Origin of the sequence: Paenibacillus sp. GCM10027630 (assembly GCF_042676305.1) — a bacterium.
GTDB lineage: Bacteria > Bacillota > Bacilli > Paenibacillales > NBRC-103111 > Paenibacillus_S.
Genome location: NZ_JBHTGY010000021.1, coordinates 192,210 through 211,451 on the forward strand (window position 1 = coordinate 192,210; position 19,242 = coordinate 211,451).

General features: G+C 44.6%; 16 protein-coding genes, 8 tRNA genes and 1 rRNA gene. 8 read left to right on the forward strand and 17 right to left on the reverse strand.

The window, feature by feature from the left end; all coding sequences use genetic code 11:
- Positions 1-11 precede the first annotated feature (11 nt).
- The 3 genes from ACFQ0C_RS11105 to ACFQ0C_RS11115 all read left to right on the forward strand — a co-directional run bounded on the left by ACFQ0C_RS11105 (position 12) and on the right by ACFQ0C_RS11115 (position 1,965).
- A complete protein-coding gene (locus ACFQ0C_RS11105; protein ID WP_379366707.1) occupies positions 12-635 on the forward strand; it encodes a hypothetical protein in 624 nt (207 codons plus the stop codon).
- 514 nt (positions 636-1,149) lie between these two features.
- Positions 1,150-1,509, forward strand: coding sequence for a hypothetical protein (locus ACFQ0C_RS11110; protein ID WP_379366709.1), 360 nt, complete (start codon positions 1,150-1,152; stop codon positions 1,507-1,509).
- Positions 1,510-1,539: 30 nt separating this feature from the next.
- On the forward strand, positions 1,540-1,965 hold the full coding sequence (locus ACFQ0C_RS11115) for a hypothetical protein (RefSeq protein ID WP_379366711.1): 426 nt from the start codon (positions 1,540-1,542) through the stop codon (positions 1,963-1,965).
- 481 nt (positions 1,966-2,446) lie between these two features.
- Here ACFQ0C_RS11115 and acnA read toward each other — a convergent pair whose 3' ends face one another.
- Together acnA and ACFQ0C_RS11125 are read right to left on the reverse strand one after the other, a co-directional pair.
- Complete coding sequence (gene acnA, locus ACFQ0C_RS11120; protein WP_379366713.1) at positions 2,447-5,188, reverse strand: aconitate hydratase AcnA; 2,742 nt, start codon at positions 5,186-5,188, stop codon at positions 2,447-2,449.
- Between the two features lie 34 nt (positions 5,189-5,222).
- On the reverse strand, positions 5,223-6,353 hold the full coding sequence (locus ACFQ0C_RS11125) for a PrpF domain-containing protein (protein WP_379366715.1): 1,131 nt from the start codon (positions 6,351-6,353) through the stop codon (positions 5,223-5,225).
- 193 nt (positions 6,354-6,546) lie between these two features.
- Here ACFQ0C_RS11125 and ACFQ0C_RS11130 point away from each other — a divergent pair, with 193 nt between their 5' ends.
- A complete protein-coding gene (locus tag ACFQ0C_RS11130; protein ID WP_379366717.1) occupies positions 6,547-7,173 on the forward strand; it encodes an RraA family protein in 627 nt (208 codons plus the stop codon).
- A gap of 479 nt (positions 7,174-7,652) precedes the next feature.
- On the opposite strand, the gene ACFQ0C_RS11135 is transcribed toward ACFQ0C_RS11130, so the two are convergent.
- The 6 genes from ACFQ0C_RS11135 to ACFQ0C_RS11160 all read right to left on the reverse strand — a co-directional run bounded on the left by ACFQ0C_RS11135 (position 7,653) and on the right by ACFQ0C_RS11160 (position 13,821).
- On the reverse strand, positions 7,653-8,522 hold the full coding sequence (locus tag ACFQ0C_RS11135) for a LysR family transcriptional regulator (protein ID WP_379366719.1): 870 nt from the start codon (positions 8,520-8,522) through the stop codon (positions 7,653-7,655).
- The gene (locus ACFQ0C_RS11140; RefSeq protein WP_379366721.1) at positions 8,523-9,965 is read right to left on the reverse strand and encodes a bifunctional 2-methylcitrate dehydratase/aconitate hydratase; all 1,443 of its coding nucleotides are present in this window, start codon (positions 9,963-9,965) and stop codon (positions 8,523-8,525) included.
- Positions 9,966-10,019: 54 nt separating this feature from the next.
- Positions 10,020-10,919, reverse strand: coding sequence for a methylisocitrate lyase (gene prpB, locus ACFQ0C_RS11145; protein ID WP_379366723.1), 900 nt, complete (start codon positions 10,917-10,919; stop codon positions 10,020-10,022).
- A gap of 114 nt (positions 10,920-11,033) precedes the next feature.
- Positions 11,034-12,122, reverse strand: coding sequence for an ABC transporter substrate-binding protein (locus tag ACFQ0C_RS11150; RefSeq protein WP_379366725.1), 1,089 nt, complete (start codon positions 12,120-12,122; stop codon positions 11,034-11,036).
- 45 nt (positions 12,123-12,167) lie between these two features.
- Positions 12,168-13,016 carry an ABC transporter permease gene (locus ACFQ0C_RS11155; RefSeq protein WP_379366727.1) on the reverse strand — a complete coding sequence of 283 codons (849 nt, stop codon included), beginning with the start codon at positions 13,014-13,016 and terminating at the stop codon, positions 12,168-12,170.
- Positions 12,994-13,821: an ABC transporter ATP-binding protein gene (locus ACFQ0C_RS11160; RefSeq protein ID WP_379366729.1), complete on the reverse strand. Its 828-nt coding sequence runs from the start codon at positions 13,819-13,821 to the stop codon at positions 12,994-12,996. Before ACFQ0C_RS11160 ends, ACFQ0C_RS11155 begins: the two co-directional genes overlap by 23 nt.
- Positions 13,822-14,050: 229 nt before the next feature.
- On the opposite strand from ACFQ0C_RS11160, the gene ACFQ0C_RS11165 reads away from it, so the two are divergent.
- From ACFQ0C_RS11165 to ACFQ0C_RS11180, 4 genes are all read left to right on the forward strand, one after another.
- On the forward strand, positions 14,051-15,646 hold the full coding sequence (locus tag ACFQ0C_RS11165) for an ATP-binding protein (protein ID WP_379366731.1): 1,596 nt from the start codon (positions 14,051-14,053) through the stop codon (positions 15,644-15,646).
- Positions 15,643-16,332: a response regulator gene (locus ACFQ0C_RS11170; protein ID WP_379366733.1), complete on the forward strand. Its 690-nt coding sequence runs from the start codon at positions 15,643-15,645 to the stop codon at positions 16,330-16,332. Before ACFQ0C_RS11165 ends, ACFQ0C_RS11170 begins: the two co-directional genes overlap by 4 nt.
- Before the next feature lie 72 nt (positions 16,333-16,404).
- On the forward strand, positions 16,405-16,935 hold the full coding sequence (locus ACFQ0C_RS11175) for a DinB family protein (RefSeq protein ID WP_379366735.1): 531 nt from the start codon (positions 16,405-16,407) through the stop codon (positions 16,933-16,935).
- 566 nt (positions 16,936-17,501) lie between these two features.
- The gene (locus ACFQ0C_RS11180) at positions 17,502-18,107 is read left to right on the forward strand and encodes a histidine phosphatase family protein (protein ID WP_379366737.1); all 606 of its coding nucleotides are present in this window, start codon (positions 17,502-17,504) and stop codon (positions 18,105-18,107) included.
- A gap of 199 nt (positions 18,108-18,306) precedes the next feature.
- Here ACFQ0C_RS11180 and ACFQ0C_RS11185 read toward each other — a convergent pair.
- The 9 genes from ACFQ0C_RS11185 to rrf all read right to left on the reverse strand — a co-directional run.
- Positions 18,307-18,386, reverse strand: a tRNA-Leu gene (locus ACFQ0C_RS11185).
- Between the two features lie 10 nt (positions 18,387-18,396).
- Positions 18,397-18,472 (reverse strand) — tRNA-Lys (locus ACFQ0C_RS11190).
- A gap of 13 nt (positions 18,473-18,485) precedes the next feature.
- A tRNA-Phe gene (locus tag ACFQ0C_RS11195) sits at positions 18,486-18,561 on the reverse strand.
- Between the two features lie 9 nt (positions 18,562-18,570).
- A tRNA-Met gene (locus ACFQ0C_RS11200) sits at positions 18,571-18,647 on the reverse strand.
- A gap of 13 nt (positions 18,648-18,660) precedes the next feature.
- A tRNA-Val gene (locus ACFQ0C_RS11205) sits at positions 18,661-18,736 on the reverse strand.
- Between the two features lie 15 nt (positions 18,737-18,751).
- Positions 18,752-18,826 (reverse strand) — tRNA-Glu (locus tag ACFQ0C_RS11210).
- 23 nt (positions 18,827-18,849) lie between these two features.
- Positions 18,850-18,938: transfer RNA gene (locus tag ACFQ0C_RS11215), tRNA-Ser, on the reverse strand.
- 4 nt (positions 18,939-18,942) lie between these two features.
- Positions 18,943-19,018: transfer RNA gene (locus ACFQ0C_RS11220), tRNA-Asn, on the reverse strand.
- A 122-nt stretch (positions 19,019-19,140) separates the two neighbouring features.
- A 5S ribosomal RNA gene (gene rrf / locus ACFQ0C_RS11225) occupies positions 19,141-19,242 on the reverse strand; the annotation flags it as partial.

A 19,242-nucleotide genomic window follows, 5' to 3' on the forward strand; every position in this document is an offset into this window, starting at 1 on the left:
TGGTTTTCTTTTTGTCCTCAATACCACCGAACCGAATATCTGACAGCAAAGCATTGAGCGTTGTCTTAGCAAATGTTAAAATATCTAATGAGAAAGCAAAAGCACTGAGTGATGCGCGTTCATATGCAGAAAACCTTGGTATTTTTATAAACGTATATGTAACAAAAGTTTCTAAGTGCAAGGATTGCTGTATGAATTATCATCTTGTTGGTATTTATAAAGATAAGCAAAGTAATATACTATTGATTCCTACTGCACAAGATAAAGACGGGATACGTAGGGATATAAGCGATATTGCAAAGTTAGGGGATTCAAATGATTATAATGCTCTATATAGTGCATTAAAAGAAAGTTTTAGTATATCTAAAGAATCTACACCCCTGACTTCACCGTTTCCCTCCAAAGTGTTTGAGGTGGCTACAGGAATAAAAAGTTACAAGGCTTTTTCAAAACATAGGAAGTATTTAGCTGCAATGAGTGATTCATTAACAGAGATTAAACTTATACCAAGTAGAAGAGAGAACGATGGCTCCTATTCATTTTTATATGAAAAAGAGCAAGTAGTGAATTACAGTCTATCTAGTGAAGAACTGGGACTGGCTATCAATAATGCATTCGAGTATTGTATAGTTTAATTGTATATTTACCACAATGCGACCAACCATCGTGTTGTGGTTCTTTTTTTGCCCGTCATCTTTTGCTGCGCCATCGAAAATAAGAAAAATTGTATGAGTTAAAATCATATTTGAATATTATGAAATTAGTAATGCTTCATTAATCAGGATACGTATGAAGGGGATATTTCGAATCCGCTGAGTTTGAATTTGTATACCTACGGTCTGAATAATCCATTAAGATATATTGATCCTACTGTCATACTTCTAGAGAAAAATTAAATACAATACTTTTGCAATATAGTCTAGGACTTTCTGGATCAGGTGGTCAATTAAATGATAATACTTATCGGCTGAGTTATTGATGTCCAATGGTGGGAACTTTTGGAATGCGTTTCATGAGATTGCTCAAGTTGCGTCAGCGAAAAAATTATATACAGCTGAGAAAAAAACTTCCTATGCTTGAGGCTCCTATTTATGATAAAGATGGTAAATACTACAGCGAACTTGATATTCGTGCATCAGGTAATAGAGTTTGGGAAGTAAATCAGGTTCTGGTAAGGAAGACCCCGGAAAAGATCTAGATGAATATCAAGGAGTTGACCGGAGTCTTGTAAGAGGAGGAGTGATGTCGAGCATAAATGGCTTTCACATTTACGGTGATTGGAAGATGAATATAAAGTATCCCGAGACTGGTTATATACAGTATTATGTGTACAAAAATTATGATCAAGGTAATATACCAATATATGTACCATTGGGCTATGCTGAAAGAGAAATCCATGAGTCTTTTGAAAGGGCAAATAATACCGGGCTTGCTGCTGGTGTTGCAGTTGTAGGTGCTATAGCTGCGTCTGTCGTTGGAGCAATTGAAGCAACAACAGTGTCGGTATGAAAAGCAATTACACACTAGGTAGGTGATCTAATGCTTAATAATGAAATTAGTTATCAATCTGCAAATAGTATCTATCATTTAGTTTATTTCAAATTCGAAAGTGTTAAAAATAAAATGAAACATGGAGAGATGCACCTTTTTGAAAATATTAATGAAGTGACTGAAGATGGTCAAAAAATTCCTTCAATTTATATTTCTCATCATAAATTTGTTTGCAAAAATAATAAGAATTCTACATTTCAACTCAAATTTGTAAATACATCATCTTCAAACCCTTATTATCTAGACCCTTACAATGGGATTGAGATGGTTGTAAATCCCAATGGAAACATGGTGATATCACATAGTTCATGTGAGTTGAGAATACCCAAATTTTATCGCGCTAGTTCATACGAGCAATTTTTATTAGAAATACAAAATGTTGCAAAAATAATCGAAGAGTTGAGAGGTAAATAAAACAATTACGTTTTAGTATAAATTATTTATTCCATGCCACAATGCAACTAACCCTCGCGTTGTGGTTCTTTTTTGTCTGTGGTGGCAAAGACACTATGAAAAAGCTTAGCTATGTTCGCCGCGGTGGATAGATAATTCTTAAAAGATAGCAAACTGTGAAGATAGATATAGCCTGATTATATGCTTAAATGGCCGAAAAATTAAGCAATAACAAGCTTGAGTCTCACATTCATCATCAAGTGAACCTGGCCAACTCAGCAGCAGCCTATCTATGACAATAAAAACTTACCGCAAAGATCGAAAAACACGCAGTACCATTTTATCATTGCGGTAAGCATATCACATTTATCCAGAAGAAACTGAGAGTAGTTCCAGATCATTTAAGCATGCCAGAGCGATAAAACCTGTGCCCATCACAATTTTTTATGCGAGTACAGATCTAACTAACCCTCGTATTGTGGTTTTCCTTCGTCAAAAGTCACTAGTCGGAATGATTATTAGCCCGCGCCAGCTTGCTTCGAAGCACCATTTGCAATACTCCGCCATGGCGGTAATAATCGATCTCCGCTTCGCTATCGAATCTCACCAATGCCTCGAATCGCTTTTGGTTTCCCTTCTCATCCACCGCGGATACAGTTACTATTTGTCGCGGCCTGATACTTTCATCGATTTCAATTTCAAAAACCTCTGTGCCGGTAAGACCTATCGAATCGGCATTTTCTCCTTCCTTGAACTGAAGAGGGAGAACTCCCATCAAGGCAAGATTGCTTCTATGGATACGTTCAAAGCCTTGTGCAATAACCGCTTTAACACCAAGAAGATAAGTAGCTTTCGCCGCCCAATCGCGTGAACTCCCCATACCGTAATCATTTCCGGAAATAATGATCAATCCTGTGCCGTCCTGTCGATACTTCATGGCTGCATCGTAGATCGGCATAACCGCCCCGCTTGGAAAATACGTCGTCAAGCCTCCCTCAGTGCCCGCTGCTATCTGATTGCGAAGCCTGATGTTGGCAAACCCCCCGCGCATCATGACATGATGATTCCCCCGTCTGGCTCCGTAAGAGCTCAGGTCTCCTGTTGGGACGCCATGGTCCATCAAATATTTCCCGGCGACACTATTAGGCGGGATCGTGCCGCCTGCCGGTGAAATATGATCCGTAGTAATCGAATCCCCCAGCTTGGCCAGCGCCCGTAACCCTTGAAGCTGGCGGATTCCCCTAGGGTCCAGGGACATGTTTTCAAAAAAGGGCGGGTTTTGCAAATACGTTGACTGCTCATCCCATTCATATAGCAAACCTTCGGCGGTTTCTAAATGATTCCAATCCCTATTTCCTGTAAAAATCCGCTCGTTGCGATATTTAAACAGCTCTGGAGTTACGGACTCGGCGATTATCTTTTGAACCTCCGCTTCAGATGGCCATAGATCTGCCAAATATACATTTTTCCCTTCCTGATCCTTGCCTATCGGTTCGTTTCGAAGATTTATATCTACCGTACCCGCAATAGCGTAGGCAACTACAAGCGGCGGGGAAGCAAGAAAATTGGCTTTAATAAGAGGATGAATACGTCCTTCAAAGTTACGATTCCCGGAAAGAACGCCGCATACGATCATATCATTCTGGGCAATCGCGTCTGCAATTTCTTCCGGAAGAGGTCCGGAATTGCCCACACAAGTCGTACAGCCGTAACCTACGAGATAGAATCCGAGCTGTTCCAAGAATAGCAGCAAGCCTGCTTTCCGCAAGTAATCGGTAACTACTTTTGATCCCGGTGAAAGGCTGGTTTTCACATAAGGGGGAACGGTCAACCCTTTCTCCACTGCCTTTTTGGCGAGAAGCCCCGCGCCGATCATCACATTCGGGTTCGACGTGTTGGTGCAGCTCGTTATGGCCGCAAGCACGATAGAACCTGTTTGGAGCTTCGATGTCGCTCCGCCGGAGTGGTGAATTAGCACTTCTTTGTCAGTCTCGTCTTTGGGCAGACCATAACCGTTATTCCCCGCTTCGTGGGTCAATGCTTTTGTAAACGTCTCCTTCACTTCCGAGAGTCGGATGATGTCTTGCGGCCGTTTGGGACCGGCCAGGCTCGTTTCAATCACTGAAAGGTCAAGATCAATAATTTCTGTATAGGCGGCTTCTTCAGATTCAGGCGTGTAAAACAAACCGTTCGCTTTACAGTAAGCTTCGACAAGCTGAACCTGCTCCTCCTCCCGTCCGGATAAACGCATGTAATTCAATGTCTCCTGATCGACTGGAAATATCGTCATCGTAGCTCCATTCTCCGGAGACATGTTCGAAACCGTCGCTCTATCGGCCAAGGATAAGTGAGCCACTCCTTCACCGCAAAACTCGACGAATTTGCCGACTACTTTTTTCTTGCGCAGAAGATTCGTTACGTACAAAGCCAAATCGGTGCCCGTGGTACCGGCAGGCAGCTTACCGCTCAAGCGGATTCCTATCACTTCGGGAGCCGGAAAGCAGGAGGGCTGACCGAGCATGCCGGCTTCAGCTTCGATGCCGCCGACTCCCCAGCCAACCACACCGATGCCATTGATCATGGGTGTATGGGAATCCGTACCGAAGCAGGTATCGGGGTAAGCAAGATATTCACCATTTTCTTCTTCAACGCTATAAACGACAGGAGTCAAATATTCAAGATTCGCTTGGTGGATAATTGCCGTTGAAGGCGGAACAGCACGGAATTTGTCGATGGAATTCGTTGCCCATTTGAAAAACTTATACCGCTCATAATTCAGCTCAAAGCCCCGGTCCACATTATATTGAAGCGCATCCGGCGTACCGAATTGATCCACTTGCTCCGCGTGGTCGATAACAAGGTCGACAGGAATTTCAGGGTTAATCAGCGCCGGGTCCCCTCCCATATCGCTCATTGCTGTTCTCAAAGAAGCCAGGTCCACGACGACAGGGATTCCGGTAAAATCCTGCAGTACAATCCGCGCAGGCTTGAAGGGAACATCAACGTTCTCCTTCATCTGCGCTGTCCCCCATTGAGCAAGGTTTTCAATATGCTCTATAGTAATCGTCTTCCCGTCATATTGGCGCAGAACGGATTCCAATATGATTTTAATAGAGTAAGGAAGCCTGGAAATAGCGCCTGCACCCGCCTCCTCCAAAGCCTGCAGACGGTAGTAATAATAGGTTTTGCCGTTTAATGTGAAATTGGAACGGGCTTCATAAATATCATTTCGTGTTGCTGTCATGGTTGGCTTCCTCCGTCTCTTAATGCCTTAATGTTTATTCAGGAATGTACAGGTCACCCTTCATAATTCTCCTTGCCGTACGGTCAAGCCCAACGGAGGCAACGTCCTTGCCATCCTCCGTCAATGAAACGCGAACCTCCGCAATCCCCTCCGGATGACCGATTCGAATGATTTGGCCCAGAACCCCGTCCTTCTCAACTGCAAAACGATTAGGTACGGTCCCCTGCAGCAAGGCAGCAGCCGCAAGGTTATAAAGCCCGCTCCCGGCGAAAGTTCGATGGAATTTCCCCATCGAGAGCATTCTGGCTACAATATCGACTTCTTCTTTCCTGATTAGCTTGCCTGCAGAAGTGACGTAGTCCTGCGGCTCCGCTACCAACGCGATTTTGGGAACAGAGCCTGCGACTTCTTCCGGGGACTTGGCCATTCCCGCATGAATCGCCATCCGACTGCGGATGGCTTCGATTTCTGCCAGCAGCCCTTCGTTCATCGCCAGCTCGCTGCTTGGCTCCGTTCCTTTTACCCCCAAATCGTTAGCCGCTACATACACAAAAGGATTAACCACATCGACGAATGATACCTCATAAGCTCTTCTGTCCGTTTCCATGCTGAATAGAACATCGATCGGCAAAGTATTTCCCGTTTTTGCACCGCCAGGGTTCAAAATATCGACGGTAAATTGGGCTCCGGTACCCGATACCCCAGGCATGACATAGTCGCCTGACACTCTCGCTCTGCCATTCACAACCGGCACCTTCAGCTGAAGCTTTTTCTTGATATTGGTGTTAAATACCGACACGTTCACATAGTCAGTGGATGGGTTCGCTATAACTAATCCTTCATCTACAGCAAAAGCGCCGACGGCAGCCATCAAATTACCGCATGTCCCCTTGTCGTCTATTATTTCTTCACCGATTCCGATTTGATAAAACGTATAATCCACATCCACTCCGTCCAAAAGCGACTGGGAGATGACACATACTTTACTTGTATGTGAGGTCCCGCTGCCTAGCCCATTAATTTGATTAACGTTATAAGCGTCGATGCCATGAAGAAAAATCTTTTTCTGCAATTGCGCATCCTCGGGCAAGCTGCTTTTCACAAAAAATATTCCTCGGCTAGTACCGCCTCTATAAACTGCGCATGGAATGGAAAATTGGGACATATCAACGACCTCCAGATAGTTATTGAAAGCTCAAGCTGGTTTCAGTTTAGAGCAAGCCGCAGAGAAAAAATAATACTTATTCTTTATTGCTGGCCATCAAGATTTTGAATTTCATTTAATCGGTGACAAAATATATAGTTATATAGAGGCTTAAAAATCAAAGGGAGAGTTTATTGTATGGAGGGGATTACTTATGAAACACAACATCATTGATCAATTTCAACAAATTCCGACAACCTGTATTTCCGATGCTATGCAGGGAATGAATAATTTGGATCCCCGAATTAAACCTTTAACGGAGGAATACCGGATTGCCGGCAGAGCCTTGACCGTACAAATGCCTGTTGGGGATAACATGGCGGTGCTAAGAGCGATCAGGGAAGCCAAACCCGGGGACATTCTGGTTGTGGATGCCAAAGGGGATGAATACCGTGCCATTGCAGGGGATTTTGTTGTCGGGATGGCCCAATCGTTAGGAATTAAAGGTATTATCATTGACGGGACCATTAGGGATATTCTAGGCATCAAGAAGCTCCATTTCCCTGTTTTCTCCAGAGGAACTACTGCTGCTGCCAGCGGCAAGGCCGGTGGCGGAGAAATTAACGTTCCGATTTCATGCGGCGGCGCTCCCGTACATCCGGGAGATATCGTCGTCGGTGACGCCGATGGAGTAGTTGTCGTGCCCCAGGCGCTGGAACAGGAGGTACTTAGAAATGCGCTGGCCAAGCTGGACAAAGACAACATGCGTGCGGCACAATATTCGGGGAATCCGGAGAAAATCATTCAGTATCTTGATGAGATTATTGGCACAGCCCAATGAAACTAAACAGCCCTCTGCCCTCCATAATTAATGGAAAAACTCCTGTTAATTATAGGCCACAGAGTCATTTTTGCATAAATAGAGGGAAAAACACCTGTTAATTCCAAACTCTTTTTCGATTCACACCAATAATTGCTATATTAAATGGACATTTTCCAGTTATTCTCCTCACCGAGCCCATAATGGGAAAATTAACTCCAGAAATTCCAGCTAAACGCTACGTACGGCTTCGTACGGTACCGACCGCCAACCCGGCTTTTGAACTTTATGATGTCTGGAGTAACCAAGTTAGTAAGCTTCTGGGACGAGCAGCTTCCGATCGTTGCATGGTATCGGTCGAACTCCACGCGGCATACTCGACAAAGACACATTTTGTGCTTAGCAGTAGTTTTTCATTCCATTTCCAAATAGCGCAGCTCTGCGGAATAAAGCAAAAAAATGGGTAAAGGAATCATCCCTTCCCCATTTTTTATCGCCGTCTACAACGGTTCGCTCAAATCCACAGCTTCCATAAATTGAACAAAAGCTTTTACCAGATTTAATTCCAACGCTTCTTCATGATAATACATCCACGTTCTTCTTAATATTGGATTGCCATTTTTATCACTAATATTGATTTTGTTAATAGGTATGCCTTCAAGAACGAGGCTGGGCATAATAGCATAACCTAACCCTCTAATAACCATTTCCCGGCATGTTTCGACTTTATCCACTTCCATGCCGATCACTGGAGGATGGGCGAAATTTTCTATCCACCAATCGTTCACCAGCGATTTAAACCAATAGTCCGTTTGATAATCTATCCTTGATAAGTTAGGAAGATCATTCATATTTATTTCTTTTCTGGATGCAATACAGACGGTCTCTTCAAATATAAGCTGCTTCCGGTCTCCCCAAGGGTAGTCCCCCCTGACAAAACCGATATGAACATGCTGATTATAAATCAAATTTAGGACATCCCGGCTCCAGCCTGTGACAACTTTGAATTCCACATCAGGATATTGATTTTTAAACAACTCTAAAATTCCCGGCAATTTGTTTCGCGTAAAATAATTGGAAACTCCCAGCCTTAACGTTCCTGAGACCTTATTGCGTAAATTGAGGACATGGTCTTTTATTTTATTGGTCTTTAAAAGCATCTCGTCCGCGCATTTGGCTAAGTATTCACCTTCAGGTGTAAATTCAATGCCTCTGCTTTTCCGTTGAACGATTTGAACGCCAAATTCCTTTTCCATTTGCTGCAAACGGTTTGTCAAAGCAGGCTGTGAAATAAAAAGAAGCTGCGCCGCTTTGGTAATATTACGCTGCTCGTAAAGCACCTTTAAAATCGTCCAATCTCTATCATCCATTTATATCACGAACCGGTCCATAAATTGATGGACTGGCGTTTGCTCCAATTGCTGTTGATTTAAGCACAGCTCCATAATGGCTTGCGATTGCTTACGCGGAAAACGAGTTGCCAGGTTCGCCTCATATTTCTGTTCCAGCAGCGGAATCCCCTCCGCACGTCTCCTCTTATGGCCGATCGGAAACTCCACTTCCACCTTCTCCGTACTACTGCCGTCCTTGAAGAAAATTTGCACAGCATTAGCTATCGAACGTATGTCAGGCTCATGGTACTCGCGGGTATAACGGGCATCCTCCTGCGTGATCATCTTGGCTCTAAGCCGATCAATTCGCGGGTCGCCTGCGACCTTATCCTCGTAATGATCCGATGTTAATTCACCATAAATGAGGCCTATAGCCACCATATACTGCAAGCAGTGATCGCGGTCTGCCGGATTATGCAGCGGTCCCTGCTTATCGATAATGCGAATGGCAGACTCGTGTGTGGTCAATACGATATGATCGATATCCTCCCATCTGCCCTTTATCTCGGGATACAGCGCAATCGCGCATTCCACTGCAGTTTGCGCATGAAATTCCGCTGGATAGGAAATCTTAAACAGCACGTTTTCCATCACATAGGAACCGTAAGAGCGTTGAAACTTGAATTCGTTTCCCTTGAATAACACGTCATAGAAGCCCCATGTTTTAGCGGTAAGCGCCGAAGGATAGCCCATCTCGCCTTTTAGAGCCATCATGGAGAGACGGACGGCCCGGCTGGTGGCATCTCCGGCAGCCCAGGATTTACGGGATCCCGTATTCGGAGCATGACGGTATGTGCGAAGCGCTTGACCGTCCAACCATGCGTTGGAAACCGCATTGATCATCTCCTCCTTCGATCCACCGAGCAGCTTCGTTACAACCGCCGTTGAAGCGACCTTCACAAGCAACACATGATCCAGCCCTACGCGGTTAAAGCTGTTATCAAGGGCAATAACGCCTTGAATTTCATGGGCTTTGATCATCAAGGTGAGCACATCCTTCATCGTCAGAGGGGCCAGCCCTTCGGCAACGTTGTTTCTGCTGATATAATCGGCAACAGCAAGAATTCCTCCAAGATTATCGGAAGGATGCCCCCATTCGGCGGCAAGCCATGTATCGTTATAATCCAGCCAACGGATCATGCAGCCGATATTAAATGCTGCCGTTACGGGATCCAGTTGATATTGGGTTCCGGGAACCTTTGCCCCGTGAGGCACCACGGTTCCCGGAACAACCGGTCCAAGGTGCTTCGCGCACTCGGGATACCTTAATGCAAGAAGGCCGCAGCCGAGCGTGTCCATCAAGCATAATCGCGCCGTTCGATAGGCTTCCGGGCTATTTATCCCGTAGTCGTAAACATAGTCGGCTAAATCCAGCAAAACCTGATCCGGTTCTGATCTATCGTTGCTGATATGAAATGCCATAGAATTACCTCCGTGTAAGCTTGATCCGAGCAGCGTACCTTTGAACGACACTCATTATAATAGCTTTTCTTCGTCTTTTTGCTTATACAGCCGGTCAAGCTTTTGCTCATATTCATGATAATCGAGAAAATCGTAAAGCTCCATACGCGTTTGCATAAGCTCCACCACGTTTTTTTGCGTCCCGTCGCTGCGAATCGACTGATATACATTCAAAGCTGCAGCATTCATAGCTCGAAAAGCGGATAACGGGTACAATACCAAACTAACACCCGCTTGCTCCAGTTCATTGACTGTAAAAAGAGGGGTTTGTCCGAATTCGGTAATGTTCGCTAATACCGGTACTCCGACCGACCTCACGAACTTATCGTATTGTTCCAAAGTAAGCACGGCTTCAGGGAATATCATATCAGCGCCGGCTTCCACGCAAGCGCACGCTCTTTCGATCGCCGCATCCACTCCTTCGACCGCAAGTGCATCCGTACGCGCCATGATGACAAACGCAGAATCCGTCTTGGCATCCACAGCCGCCTTGATTCTGTCTACCATCTCCGAAGAGCTGACAATCGCTTTGTTTGGACGGTGGCCGCATCGTTTGGCCGATACTTGGTCTTCGATGTGAATTCCCGCCGCACCGGCTTGAATCATCAAGCTTACCGTTCGACCGATATTAAAGGCGCCTCCGAAGCCGGTATCCGCATCGACCAACAGCGGCAATGAGGTCGCGTTCGTAATCCTTCGAACATCCTCAAGAACGTCATTCAAAGAAGTAATGCCAAGATCAGGCAGACCGAAGGAAGCATTGGCCACTCCGCCCCCGGATAAATAAATGGCATGATAGCCTACACGCTCAGCCATCATGGCTGTATAAGCGTTAATGGTTCCAACTACCTGCAGCGGTTTTTCTGTTGTTATGGCTTCCCGCAACCGGGAGCCGGGCGATATTATACGGCTCACAACTTCACTCTCCCTTAGTTAAACCTGTATTTCCGCAAGCAGAAAGAGGCGCCAACAACGCCCCTTTCTAATAAATCTATCGCGTGGTAGCCTTTGAATCAAACGATTCTTCTATTATTTTTTCACCTTATCTACAAACTCGTTGGTGAACGTTTTGCTAAGGTCGATTTTGGCGTCTTTAAGCTGTGGAGTAGAGATGTTTAAAACTTCCAATACTTTCTCCGGTCCGCCTGCAGGCATCTTTCCGTCAGTAGTGAACATGGCCAAGCTCGCTTGGAGCGACTTCACATATAAATCTTTATCGCCTGCATAATATTCCTTCGGTAATTTTTCGGCAATTTCCTCCGCTTTATGCGTGCTCATGTATCTCAATGTTTTGACAAAAGCATTCGCCAAACGCTGTACCACTTCCGGATTTTTCTTTACGTAATCCGCATCCATATACAAGCTTGGGGCTGGATAAGTGCCGCCAAGTGTCTGTTTGGAGCCTTCCTGGCTCTCCATGTCCACGAACGTAGTAGCGATGCCTCTTTGCTCAAGCAATGCTGTAGTAGGCTGAGTGGCCCATGCTATATCCACCTTCCCTTGTTCCATAGCAGCGACCAAAGTTCCTCCTGCTCCTACTGCCAAAGGCACAAAATCCTTTGTCGAGTTTCCACCTTTGGTCACCAAATAGTTGACGAGAAAATGAGATGATGCCCCAGAGCTGGTAATACCAATGTTTTTACCCTTCAAATCAGCCAATGTTTTGTATTGATCCTTCGCTTTATTCGTAACCATCAATTTCGCTCCAGGATTCGTGGCCAGCTGTACTACCTCTTGAAGAAATTTCCCCTTCGCCTGCATATCGATCGTATGGTCGTAAAAACCGACAACCCCCTGTACTTCACCAGCAATAAGCGCCTGCTCCGCATTGACCCCGGATGCCTGGCTCGTAAGCTCTACTTCAAGTCCTTCTTCTTTAAAATAGCCTAAGCTTTCTGTCAGCTTTGCCGGGAGGTAAATAATTTTTTCCAAACCGCCCACCATAATATTTACTTTGGGAAGCTTTACCGGTGCCGGAGCAGGAGCAGAAGCCTGCTGATCATTTCCTTTTGGGGCCGGTTGGGAAGCCGTCTTATCCGCTGTACCACATCCCGTTAAAATCAAACCAAGTGACATGAGCATTGCTGCACCAAGCTTTGTGCTTTTACCGAATTTCATCGCCATTACCCCTTTATATTATAAATTAAATTTGAAAAACCATAACTATTGACGAATATGCCTCCATGCAATAAAACGTTTCTCCAGTTTGGAAACTGCCCAGTTAGCTGCCAAAGCCGTAACCGATAAGAGAACCATGCCCGCAAATACCCCGGTTGTGTTGAAAGCACCCTGGGCTTGAGCGATAAGAAAACCAAGTCCCTTGGTAGATCCAATAAATTCGCCAACAACCGCACCAACGAGTGCAAAGCCGAAGCTGGAATGCAAGCTGGATAAAATCCAGGTTAACGCCGAAGGGAGAATGACGTGCTGAGCCAGCTGTCTCTTATTAGCTCCAAGCAAACGCGCATTATTCAGCAAATTTTTGTCCACTTCACGTACGCCCTGAAAAGCGTTGAAAAATACGATGAAAAAGGTAAGCGTTACGCCAAGAGCGATTTTCGAAGGCATGCCAAGTCCGAACCAGATGATAAAAATCGGTGCCAGCACAACCCTTGGAAGCGCATTCAACATTTGGATATAAGGCCCGAAAATAACCGAGAGGATGTCGTTTCTTCCTAAGGCATAGCCGGCGATCACTCCCAACAGCACCCCTACAATAAATGCAATAATGGTTTCCTCAAAAGTAACGATAAAATGTACATAAATAGGACCTTGGCTCGTGCCGCTTATAAACCACTCCACAATTTGCTTAAGAATGGAGTAAGGACTGGAGAAAAAGAAGGGATCGATGATTTTCTTAACGGATAAAATTTCCCAGGAGCCGAATATGGCAATGAAAACAATAATTTGCAAAGCCAAATTTCGCATTTTTATCTTTGCTGCTTTGGCTCTCATTTCCTTTTTCCGAAACATGATCTCTTCCTGCGAATTAAGCATGGTTTGCGCTTGCATAACTTGCCATCACCTCATCCCTTAAATCATTCCAAATTTGCTCATGCAGCTCCGCGAACTGTCGGTCAAAACGGATTTCCGCCACATTTCTTGGCCGATCCAGATTAATTTTGTAATCTCCCTTGATGGTTGCGCCGGGGCCCGCGGTTAGTACAATAACACGGTCGCTCAGAGCAATCGCTTCCTCCAGATCATGCGTAATAAAAAAGACCGATGCAGACGTTTCTTCCCAAATTTTCAGAAGCTCGTTTTCCATCAAATGCCGCGTATGCACGTCAAGCGCAGAAAATGATTCGTCCATGAGCAGTATCTCCGGTTGCGTGATCAAACATTGCGCCAAAGCAACACGCTTTCTCATTCCGCCTGAGAGCTGATGAGGATAATGGCCTTCGAAGCCTTTCAGCCCCACCTTCTCGATCCATCGTCTTGCCTCCTGATAAGCCTCGTTTTTTTGCATACCCTTTAGCCTTAAGCCGAGCGACACATTGTCAATGACCGTTTTCCATGGAAATGCGTTCTCCGTTTGAAATACACAAGCAGCATGGCGATTAATCCCTTCCAACTGCTCTCCATGAATTCGAACTTTCCCAAGCGATGGCTTCTCAAAACCGGCAATCAGGCTTAACGTCGTTGATTTTCCACATCCCGTTGGCCCGACTATAGAACAGAACTCACCCTTTTGCACACGAAGATTAATATTGCTTAGAACGGTGTGAACCTCGCCCGAAGGCTTTAGAAACTCTTTAGTGACCCCTTGCAGATCAATCATTGGCTTATCGGTCAACGGTGAGCCCATTTGATTCATTATGGTGTCTCCTTTGCAGATGTGTAATGGTAGCGCTTGCAACAAATCATAATACATCCCGTTTGGATTTGAAATATTTTAGCTATATTATGAATATTGACGGTTTTTATGTATTTTGGCGATATTGTTAACGCGATGGAAAGCATTTATGTCTTTACGTCTATCCTCCATACCCATTAAACTAATGTTATGATTTCCGTTTTTATATTCTGCAGAGGGAGCCGCGTTTATGAGCCGTTTCAGGAAAATGACGCTTAGAAGTAAAATTAATGCGCTGGTTACCTTAAATATTTTGTTTGTGCTAATCCTGGTCATTTCCGCCATGTTCTATATTGTCGTGGACAAACAATTCAAGGAAACGGGCGAGCAAGCGTTGGGGGTAGCCAAAACCGTTGCCGGACTTCCGCAAATTGTGGAAGCGTTTGAACAAACCAATCCTTCGTTGACAATCCAGCCGATCACAGAGCAAATATGGAAAAATGTCGGGGCCGACGTAATTGTCGTTAGTAATATGAACTTGATCCGATACAGCCACTCCAACCCTGCCGAGATTGGCAAGCATATGGTCGGAGACGATAATGAAGCGGTTTTAAAAGGTCATGAAAGCATTACTCAAGCCAAAGGGAGCCTTGGCTATTCCGTTCGAGGAAAAGCCCCTATCTTTGATGGCAACCATAAGCAAATCGGTCTCGTATCCGTCGTTTTTTTGCTTGACAGCGTTTGGAGCCAATTATTTGTTTTGTTTGAAAAGGTACTGATCATTGGAGCAGCCGCTCTCATCTTCGGCCTGATCGGCGCTTATCTGTTATCCGGTCATATCAAAAAGCAGATTTTTAATATGGAGCCTCATGAAATCGCTTTCGTAACCCAAGAGCAATCCGCTATTCTGGATGCGATTTGCGAAGGGATTATCGCCGTCAACAAGGAAGGAAACATCGTAACCTGCAATCGGGAAGCTAAAAAAATGCTGGGCAAGGAAGACAATGGACTGATCGGCAAGCATATTTCCGACATCATCCCGATAACCCGATTACCTGAGGTGCTGGAAAATGGGATTTCACAGAGAGATCAGCCTACCATTATCGGCAATACACTTGTTATCGCTAACCGCGTTCCGGTTACCTTGTCCGGGCAGGTGATCGGTGCGGTAAGCACCTTCCGGGATAAAATGCAGCTGGAGCAAATTGATGAGCGGCTTGCTGATATCGGCAGGTATGTAGATACCTTGCGAAGCCAAAGGCATGAGTTTATGAACAAGCTGCATTTAATTGCCGGTCTGATCCAAATATCCGAGTATGATCAAGCTAAAGCGGTTATTCACCAAATCAACGAAGAACATCAGGACGCCATCCACTTTTATTTAGCCAGAATTCGGGATTCAGCCGTTGTCGGCATTTTAATCGGTAAAACTCATCGGGCGAGAGAACTTGGGATACAGCTGCTCGTCAGTCCGGAATCGTATATACCTGAAAAGTGCCCGCATCGCGAAATTATCGTTACCATTTTGGGGAATACAATAGAAAACTCTTTTGAAGCGATCCAGATGTCCTCGATCAAAATACAATCACCAACAGTAACGGTATTTCTCAAAGAGGAAGATGACGATCTGCTTATACATGTGAAGGACAACGGCCCCGGTGTCGATCCGGCTATTAAAGATACGCTTTTCAACGATGGGACAACAACAAAAGGAGAAGGACGCGGGTTTGGGCTGGCCTATGTATTCCGGTTAGTATCGAATCAGGGCGGGTTTCTCACCTGCGACAGCTCCTCGGACGGAACGATGATTCGCATAAGCTTGCCGATTAGGAGGAATGTACAATGAAGCAACCCAATCTGCCAGTCTTGGTCATCGATGACGACTTTATGATCGCCAAAGTACATGCCAGCTATATTGAGCAGCAGGAAGGCTACGAGCTCGCGGGAATTGCCGGCAATTACGAACAAACAATGGAGCTGGCCAGAAGGCTGAATCCGGAGCTGCTCGTCCTCGACGTTTATTTGCCCGACCGCTCAGGCATTGAGGTATTAAGAGCCCTCCGGTCTGAAAAAATTTCTTGCGATGTGATACTAATTACCGCCGCCAAGGAAATTGATATTATTGAGGAAGCGTTTCAACTGGGGATTTTTGATTATTTGATAAAACCATTTGACCTCGATTTATTGAAGGGAACCTTAGAGAAATACAGATTGTTTAAAAATCATTTGCTATCCCCTGCTAAACCGGATCAACAATTTGTGGAAGGGTTAAAAAAGTTCAGATCTGCCAAGCCGATGACCGCACAGCAGCAGCAAAAAGGAATCGATCTGAGGACATTAGAACGAATCAAGCAATGCATGATGCAAACTGAGAATCCGTGCAGCGCTGAGCAAATAGCTCATTTATCCGGAGTCAGCCGCTCGACAGCGCGCTCTTACCTAGAATATTTAATTGAACATGGAATAGCGAATGAGTTCCTGCAATACGGGACGGTTGGTCGACCCCAACGATTATTTGGCCTTGTCAAATAAGTCCGCAGACGATGCTAATATGATTTGAAATGATAAACAAATAGAGTGCATTTTAAAGGAGGAAAAGCTAAGATGCTTTACGATTTACAAGGTGAAGCAACTATGTCACCCATTGTGGGAATATTATATTCCGCTGTGAAAGAAAACAACCAACGGCTACAATTAATCACGAATGGCATGTCGCAAGAAGAAGTAGATTACAAGGGTCCAACTAACAACTTCAATAGTACTGCTCAGTTAATCAAACATATCATGTATGTCGATCTTAATTGGGTTTATAGAATAAAAGGACAACCACTACCTCATTCTTTAAAAGAACAACATGGCCCCATGATAGATGCAAATAATAGGCTTCCCATGATCAAAGGGAAGTCATTGAACACCCTTATCTCCGACTATGAAGGTGTACTGACAATGTTGAAAGATACATGTACACAATTAACAGATTCTGATCTTGATACAATTGTCACTTTTGGACATGAAAACGAAAAGCAGGCAACCATTCGCTGGGGATTATGGCATATGGCTGATCATAGCCGTTATCATCAGGCTAATATTAATCAGCTTAGAAAGTGGTATAAAGAAAATTCTCTTTCAAATTAAAAGCTCAAAAATGAAAACAGCGCTTGACGAAGTCATTCGATTTTGTCTCCGTACCGTGCCCTACTCAGTTGTAGACAAAACCTTAAGAACGGCCATGCTAGCACACACGACTTTATTCGAATTATTCGATTCGAAGCCATCGCGTTTTCCTAAAAACCTGCTTTTATACATCCTTTTGCCTTGCATATCGGCAGTCTTCCTGAATTCATGCAAATGTGCAGTTATTTTTTCATTCTTAGTTGAACCGAAGAGTTTTTCCAAGAGAATTGATGTATTTTTGCAGGAATGTTCTCTCAACAGCAATTTTGTTAGAAAATAACTGCAGGTTTGCAGGATTTTTTGGGAACTGATATTCGGATGAGGGTCAAGCACTAATTTTGAGGTTGAGCCACAACTAATAGGCATATTCTAAAGGCAAAGTGTTTGGGATCAAATAAGCTATTTGCTCTATAGCATGACGTCGTACTATAAGTTGAATGCTAAATATTTAATAGTATTTACCACGGCAATCTGCTCATTTTTATTGAACTACAGGGGTAGTAATTTCTTACAGGAGGCTCTGATATATGAAAACAACATTTTTTCTTGTAAGGCATGCTATAAAAGAAAAATCTATTGGGGATGTACCAATAACCCCCAAGGGTATATTACAAGCACAATCGACAGCTAAACATTTTTATAATTCACCGATAACAATCATACTTACAAGTCCACTTCGAAGAGCGAAAGAAACTGCCGAGTATATTGCATTAGAGACCAAATCAACAATTAATGAGGATAGTCGTTTGCGCGAACGTGCTAACTGGGGGGATATTCCAGAACAAACATTTGATGAATTCGTCACAATGTGGGAGCGCTGTACACGTGAACCCGAATATATACCTCCCATAGGTGATTCTGCAAAGCAAGCAGGTGAACGTTTATCCTCCTTATTATCAGAATTAGTAATGAAACGCCCCTCTGAAAGTAACATTGTAATTGTTACTCATGGCGGATTAATAACTGACTTTCTCGTTAATACATTTCCCGAGGACCAACTCAATGTTTGGCATCCTAATTTTGTAGCCGTACAAAGTGAATTGGTTCCTGAGTGCTCAATAACAACATTAATTTATGAAAACGGAAATTATAAAATAGAAGCTTTTGCGTCTATCGAACATTTAAAATTATAAGAGTATTGCTACGTTAGCGGAAAACAAGAGCTGAATAACAATAAAATGGGATTGTCACTAAAACATCGCCTTATTATGCTCCGTTCTGGTTTCACCAATTCCATAAATCTTTCAATAAAAACTACTTTTCAACGTATATATCTTCCACCCAACAAAAAACTCTGAGATCACTTGACCTCAGAGTTTTTTTCTTTTGTTATGCGCGTAGAGGGACTTGAACCCCCACGGTCGCCCGCTAGATCCTAAGTCTAGTGCGTCTGCCAATTCCGCCATACGCGCGCTGTAAAAATGGTGAGACATGTAGGATTCGAACCTACGACACCCTGATTAAAAGTCAGGTGCTCTACCAGCTGAGCTAATGTCTCATATAATCCAAAGTGGTGGCTCGGGACGGAATCGAACCGCCGACACGAGGATTTTCAGTCCTCTGCTCTACCGACTGAGCTACCGAGCCTCATGAAGTTGGTTGCGGAGGCAGGATTTGAACCTGCGGCCTTCGGGTTATGAGCCCGACGAGCTACCGGGCTGCTCCACCCCGCGGCAAAAATGATTATGGTGGGCGCTGACGGGATCGAACCGCCGACCCTCTGCTTGTAAGGCAGATGCTCTCCCAGCTGAGCTAAGCGCCCATATCATTATAACAATGGTGACCCGTAGGGGACTCGAACCCCTGTTACCTCCGTGAAAGGGAGGTGTCTTAACCACTTGACCAACGGGCCTTATAACTTCTAAAGAATTGCTACGGAGAGAGAGGGATTCGAACCCTCGAGACGCTTGTGACGCCTACACGATTTCCAATCGTGCTCCTTCGGCCAGCTCGGACACCTCTCCATAATGGCTCCCCGAACAGGACTCGAACCTGTGACAACTCGATTAACAGTCGAGTGCTCTACCAACTGAGCTATCAGGGAACAATAGACCATTTGAAATCAAATCGTCCACCTCCAACCTGAGAGGCAACGTTGAATCAACTGAACCATAACCAAAGCCGGTAAACAAATGGTCATAAAAAAACCCACAAGTGTGGGTATTCGCTTGGCAACGTCCTACTCTCCCAAGACCCTGCGGTCTAAGTACCATTGGCGCTGGAGGGCTTAACGGTCGTGTTCGAGATGGGAACGCGTGGTTCCCCTCC

What these genes read in the sequence shown, in the direction of transcription:
- ACFQ0C_RS11130 (WP_379366717.1), top strand. Translation starts at nt 6,547, where the DNA reads ATGAAACACAACATCATTGATCAATTTCAACAAATTCCGACAACCTGT.
- ACFQ0C_RS11115 (WP_379366711.1), top strand. Translation starts at nt 1,540, where the DNA reads ATGCTTAATAATGAAATTAGTTATCAATCTGCAAATAGTATCTATCAT.
- ACFQ0C_RS11160 (WP_379366729.1), bottom strand. Translation starts at nt 13,821, where the DNA reads ATGAATCAAATGGGCTCACCGTTGACCGATAAGCCAATGATTGATCTG.
- ACFQ0C_RS11150 (WP_379366725.1), bottom strand. Translation starts at nt 12,122, where the DNA reads ATGAAATTCGGTAAAAGCACAAAGCTTGGTGCAGCAATGCTCATGTCA.
- ACFQ0C_RS11155 (WP_379366727.1), bottom strand. Translation starts at nt 13,016, where the DNA reads ATGCAAGCGCAAACCATGCTTAATTCGCAGGAAGAGATCATGTTTCGG.
- ACFQ0C_RS11180 (WP_379366737.1), top strand. Translation starts at nt 17,502, where the DNA reads ATGAAAACAACATTTTTTCTTGTAAGGCATGCTATAAAAGAAAAATCT.
- ACFQ0C_RS11125 (WP_379366715.1), bottom strand. Translation starts at nt 6,353, where the DNA reads ATGTCCCAATTTTCCATTCCATGCGCAGTTTATAGAGGCGGTACTAGC.
- ACFQ0C_RS11170 (WP_379366733.1), top strand. Translation starts at nt 15,643, where the DNA reads ATGAAGCAACCCAATCTGCCAGTCTTGGTCATCGATGACGACTTTATG.
- ACFQ0C_RS11165 (WP_379366731.1), top strand. Translation starts at nt 14,051, where the DNA reads ATGAGCCGTTTCAGGAAAATGACGCTTAGAAGTAAAATTAATGCGCTG.
- acnA (WP_379366713.1), bottom strand. Translation starts at nt 5,188, where the DNA reads ATGACAGCAACACGAAATGATATTTATGAAGCCCGTTCCAATTTCACA.
- ACFQ0C_RS11135 (WP_379366719.1), bottom strand. Translation starts at nt 8,522, where the DNA reads ATGGATGATAGAGATTGGACGATTTTAAAGGTGCTTTACGAGCAGCGT.
- ACFQ0C_RS11140 (WP_379366721.1), bottom strand. Translation starts at nt 9,965, where the DNA reads ATGGCATTTCATATCAGCAACGATAGATCAGAACCGGATCAGGTTTTG.
- ACFQ0C_RS11175 (WP_379366735.1), top strand. Translation starts at nt 16,405, where the DNA reads ATGCTTTACGATTTACAAGGTGAAGCAACTATGTCACCCATTGTGGGA.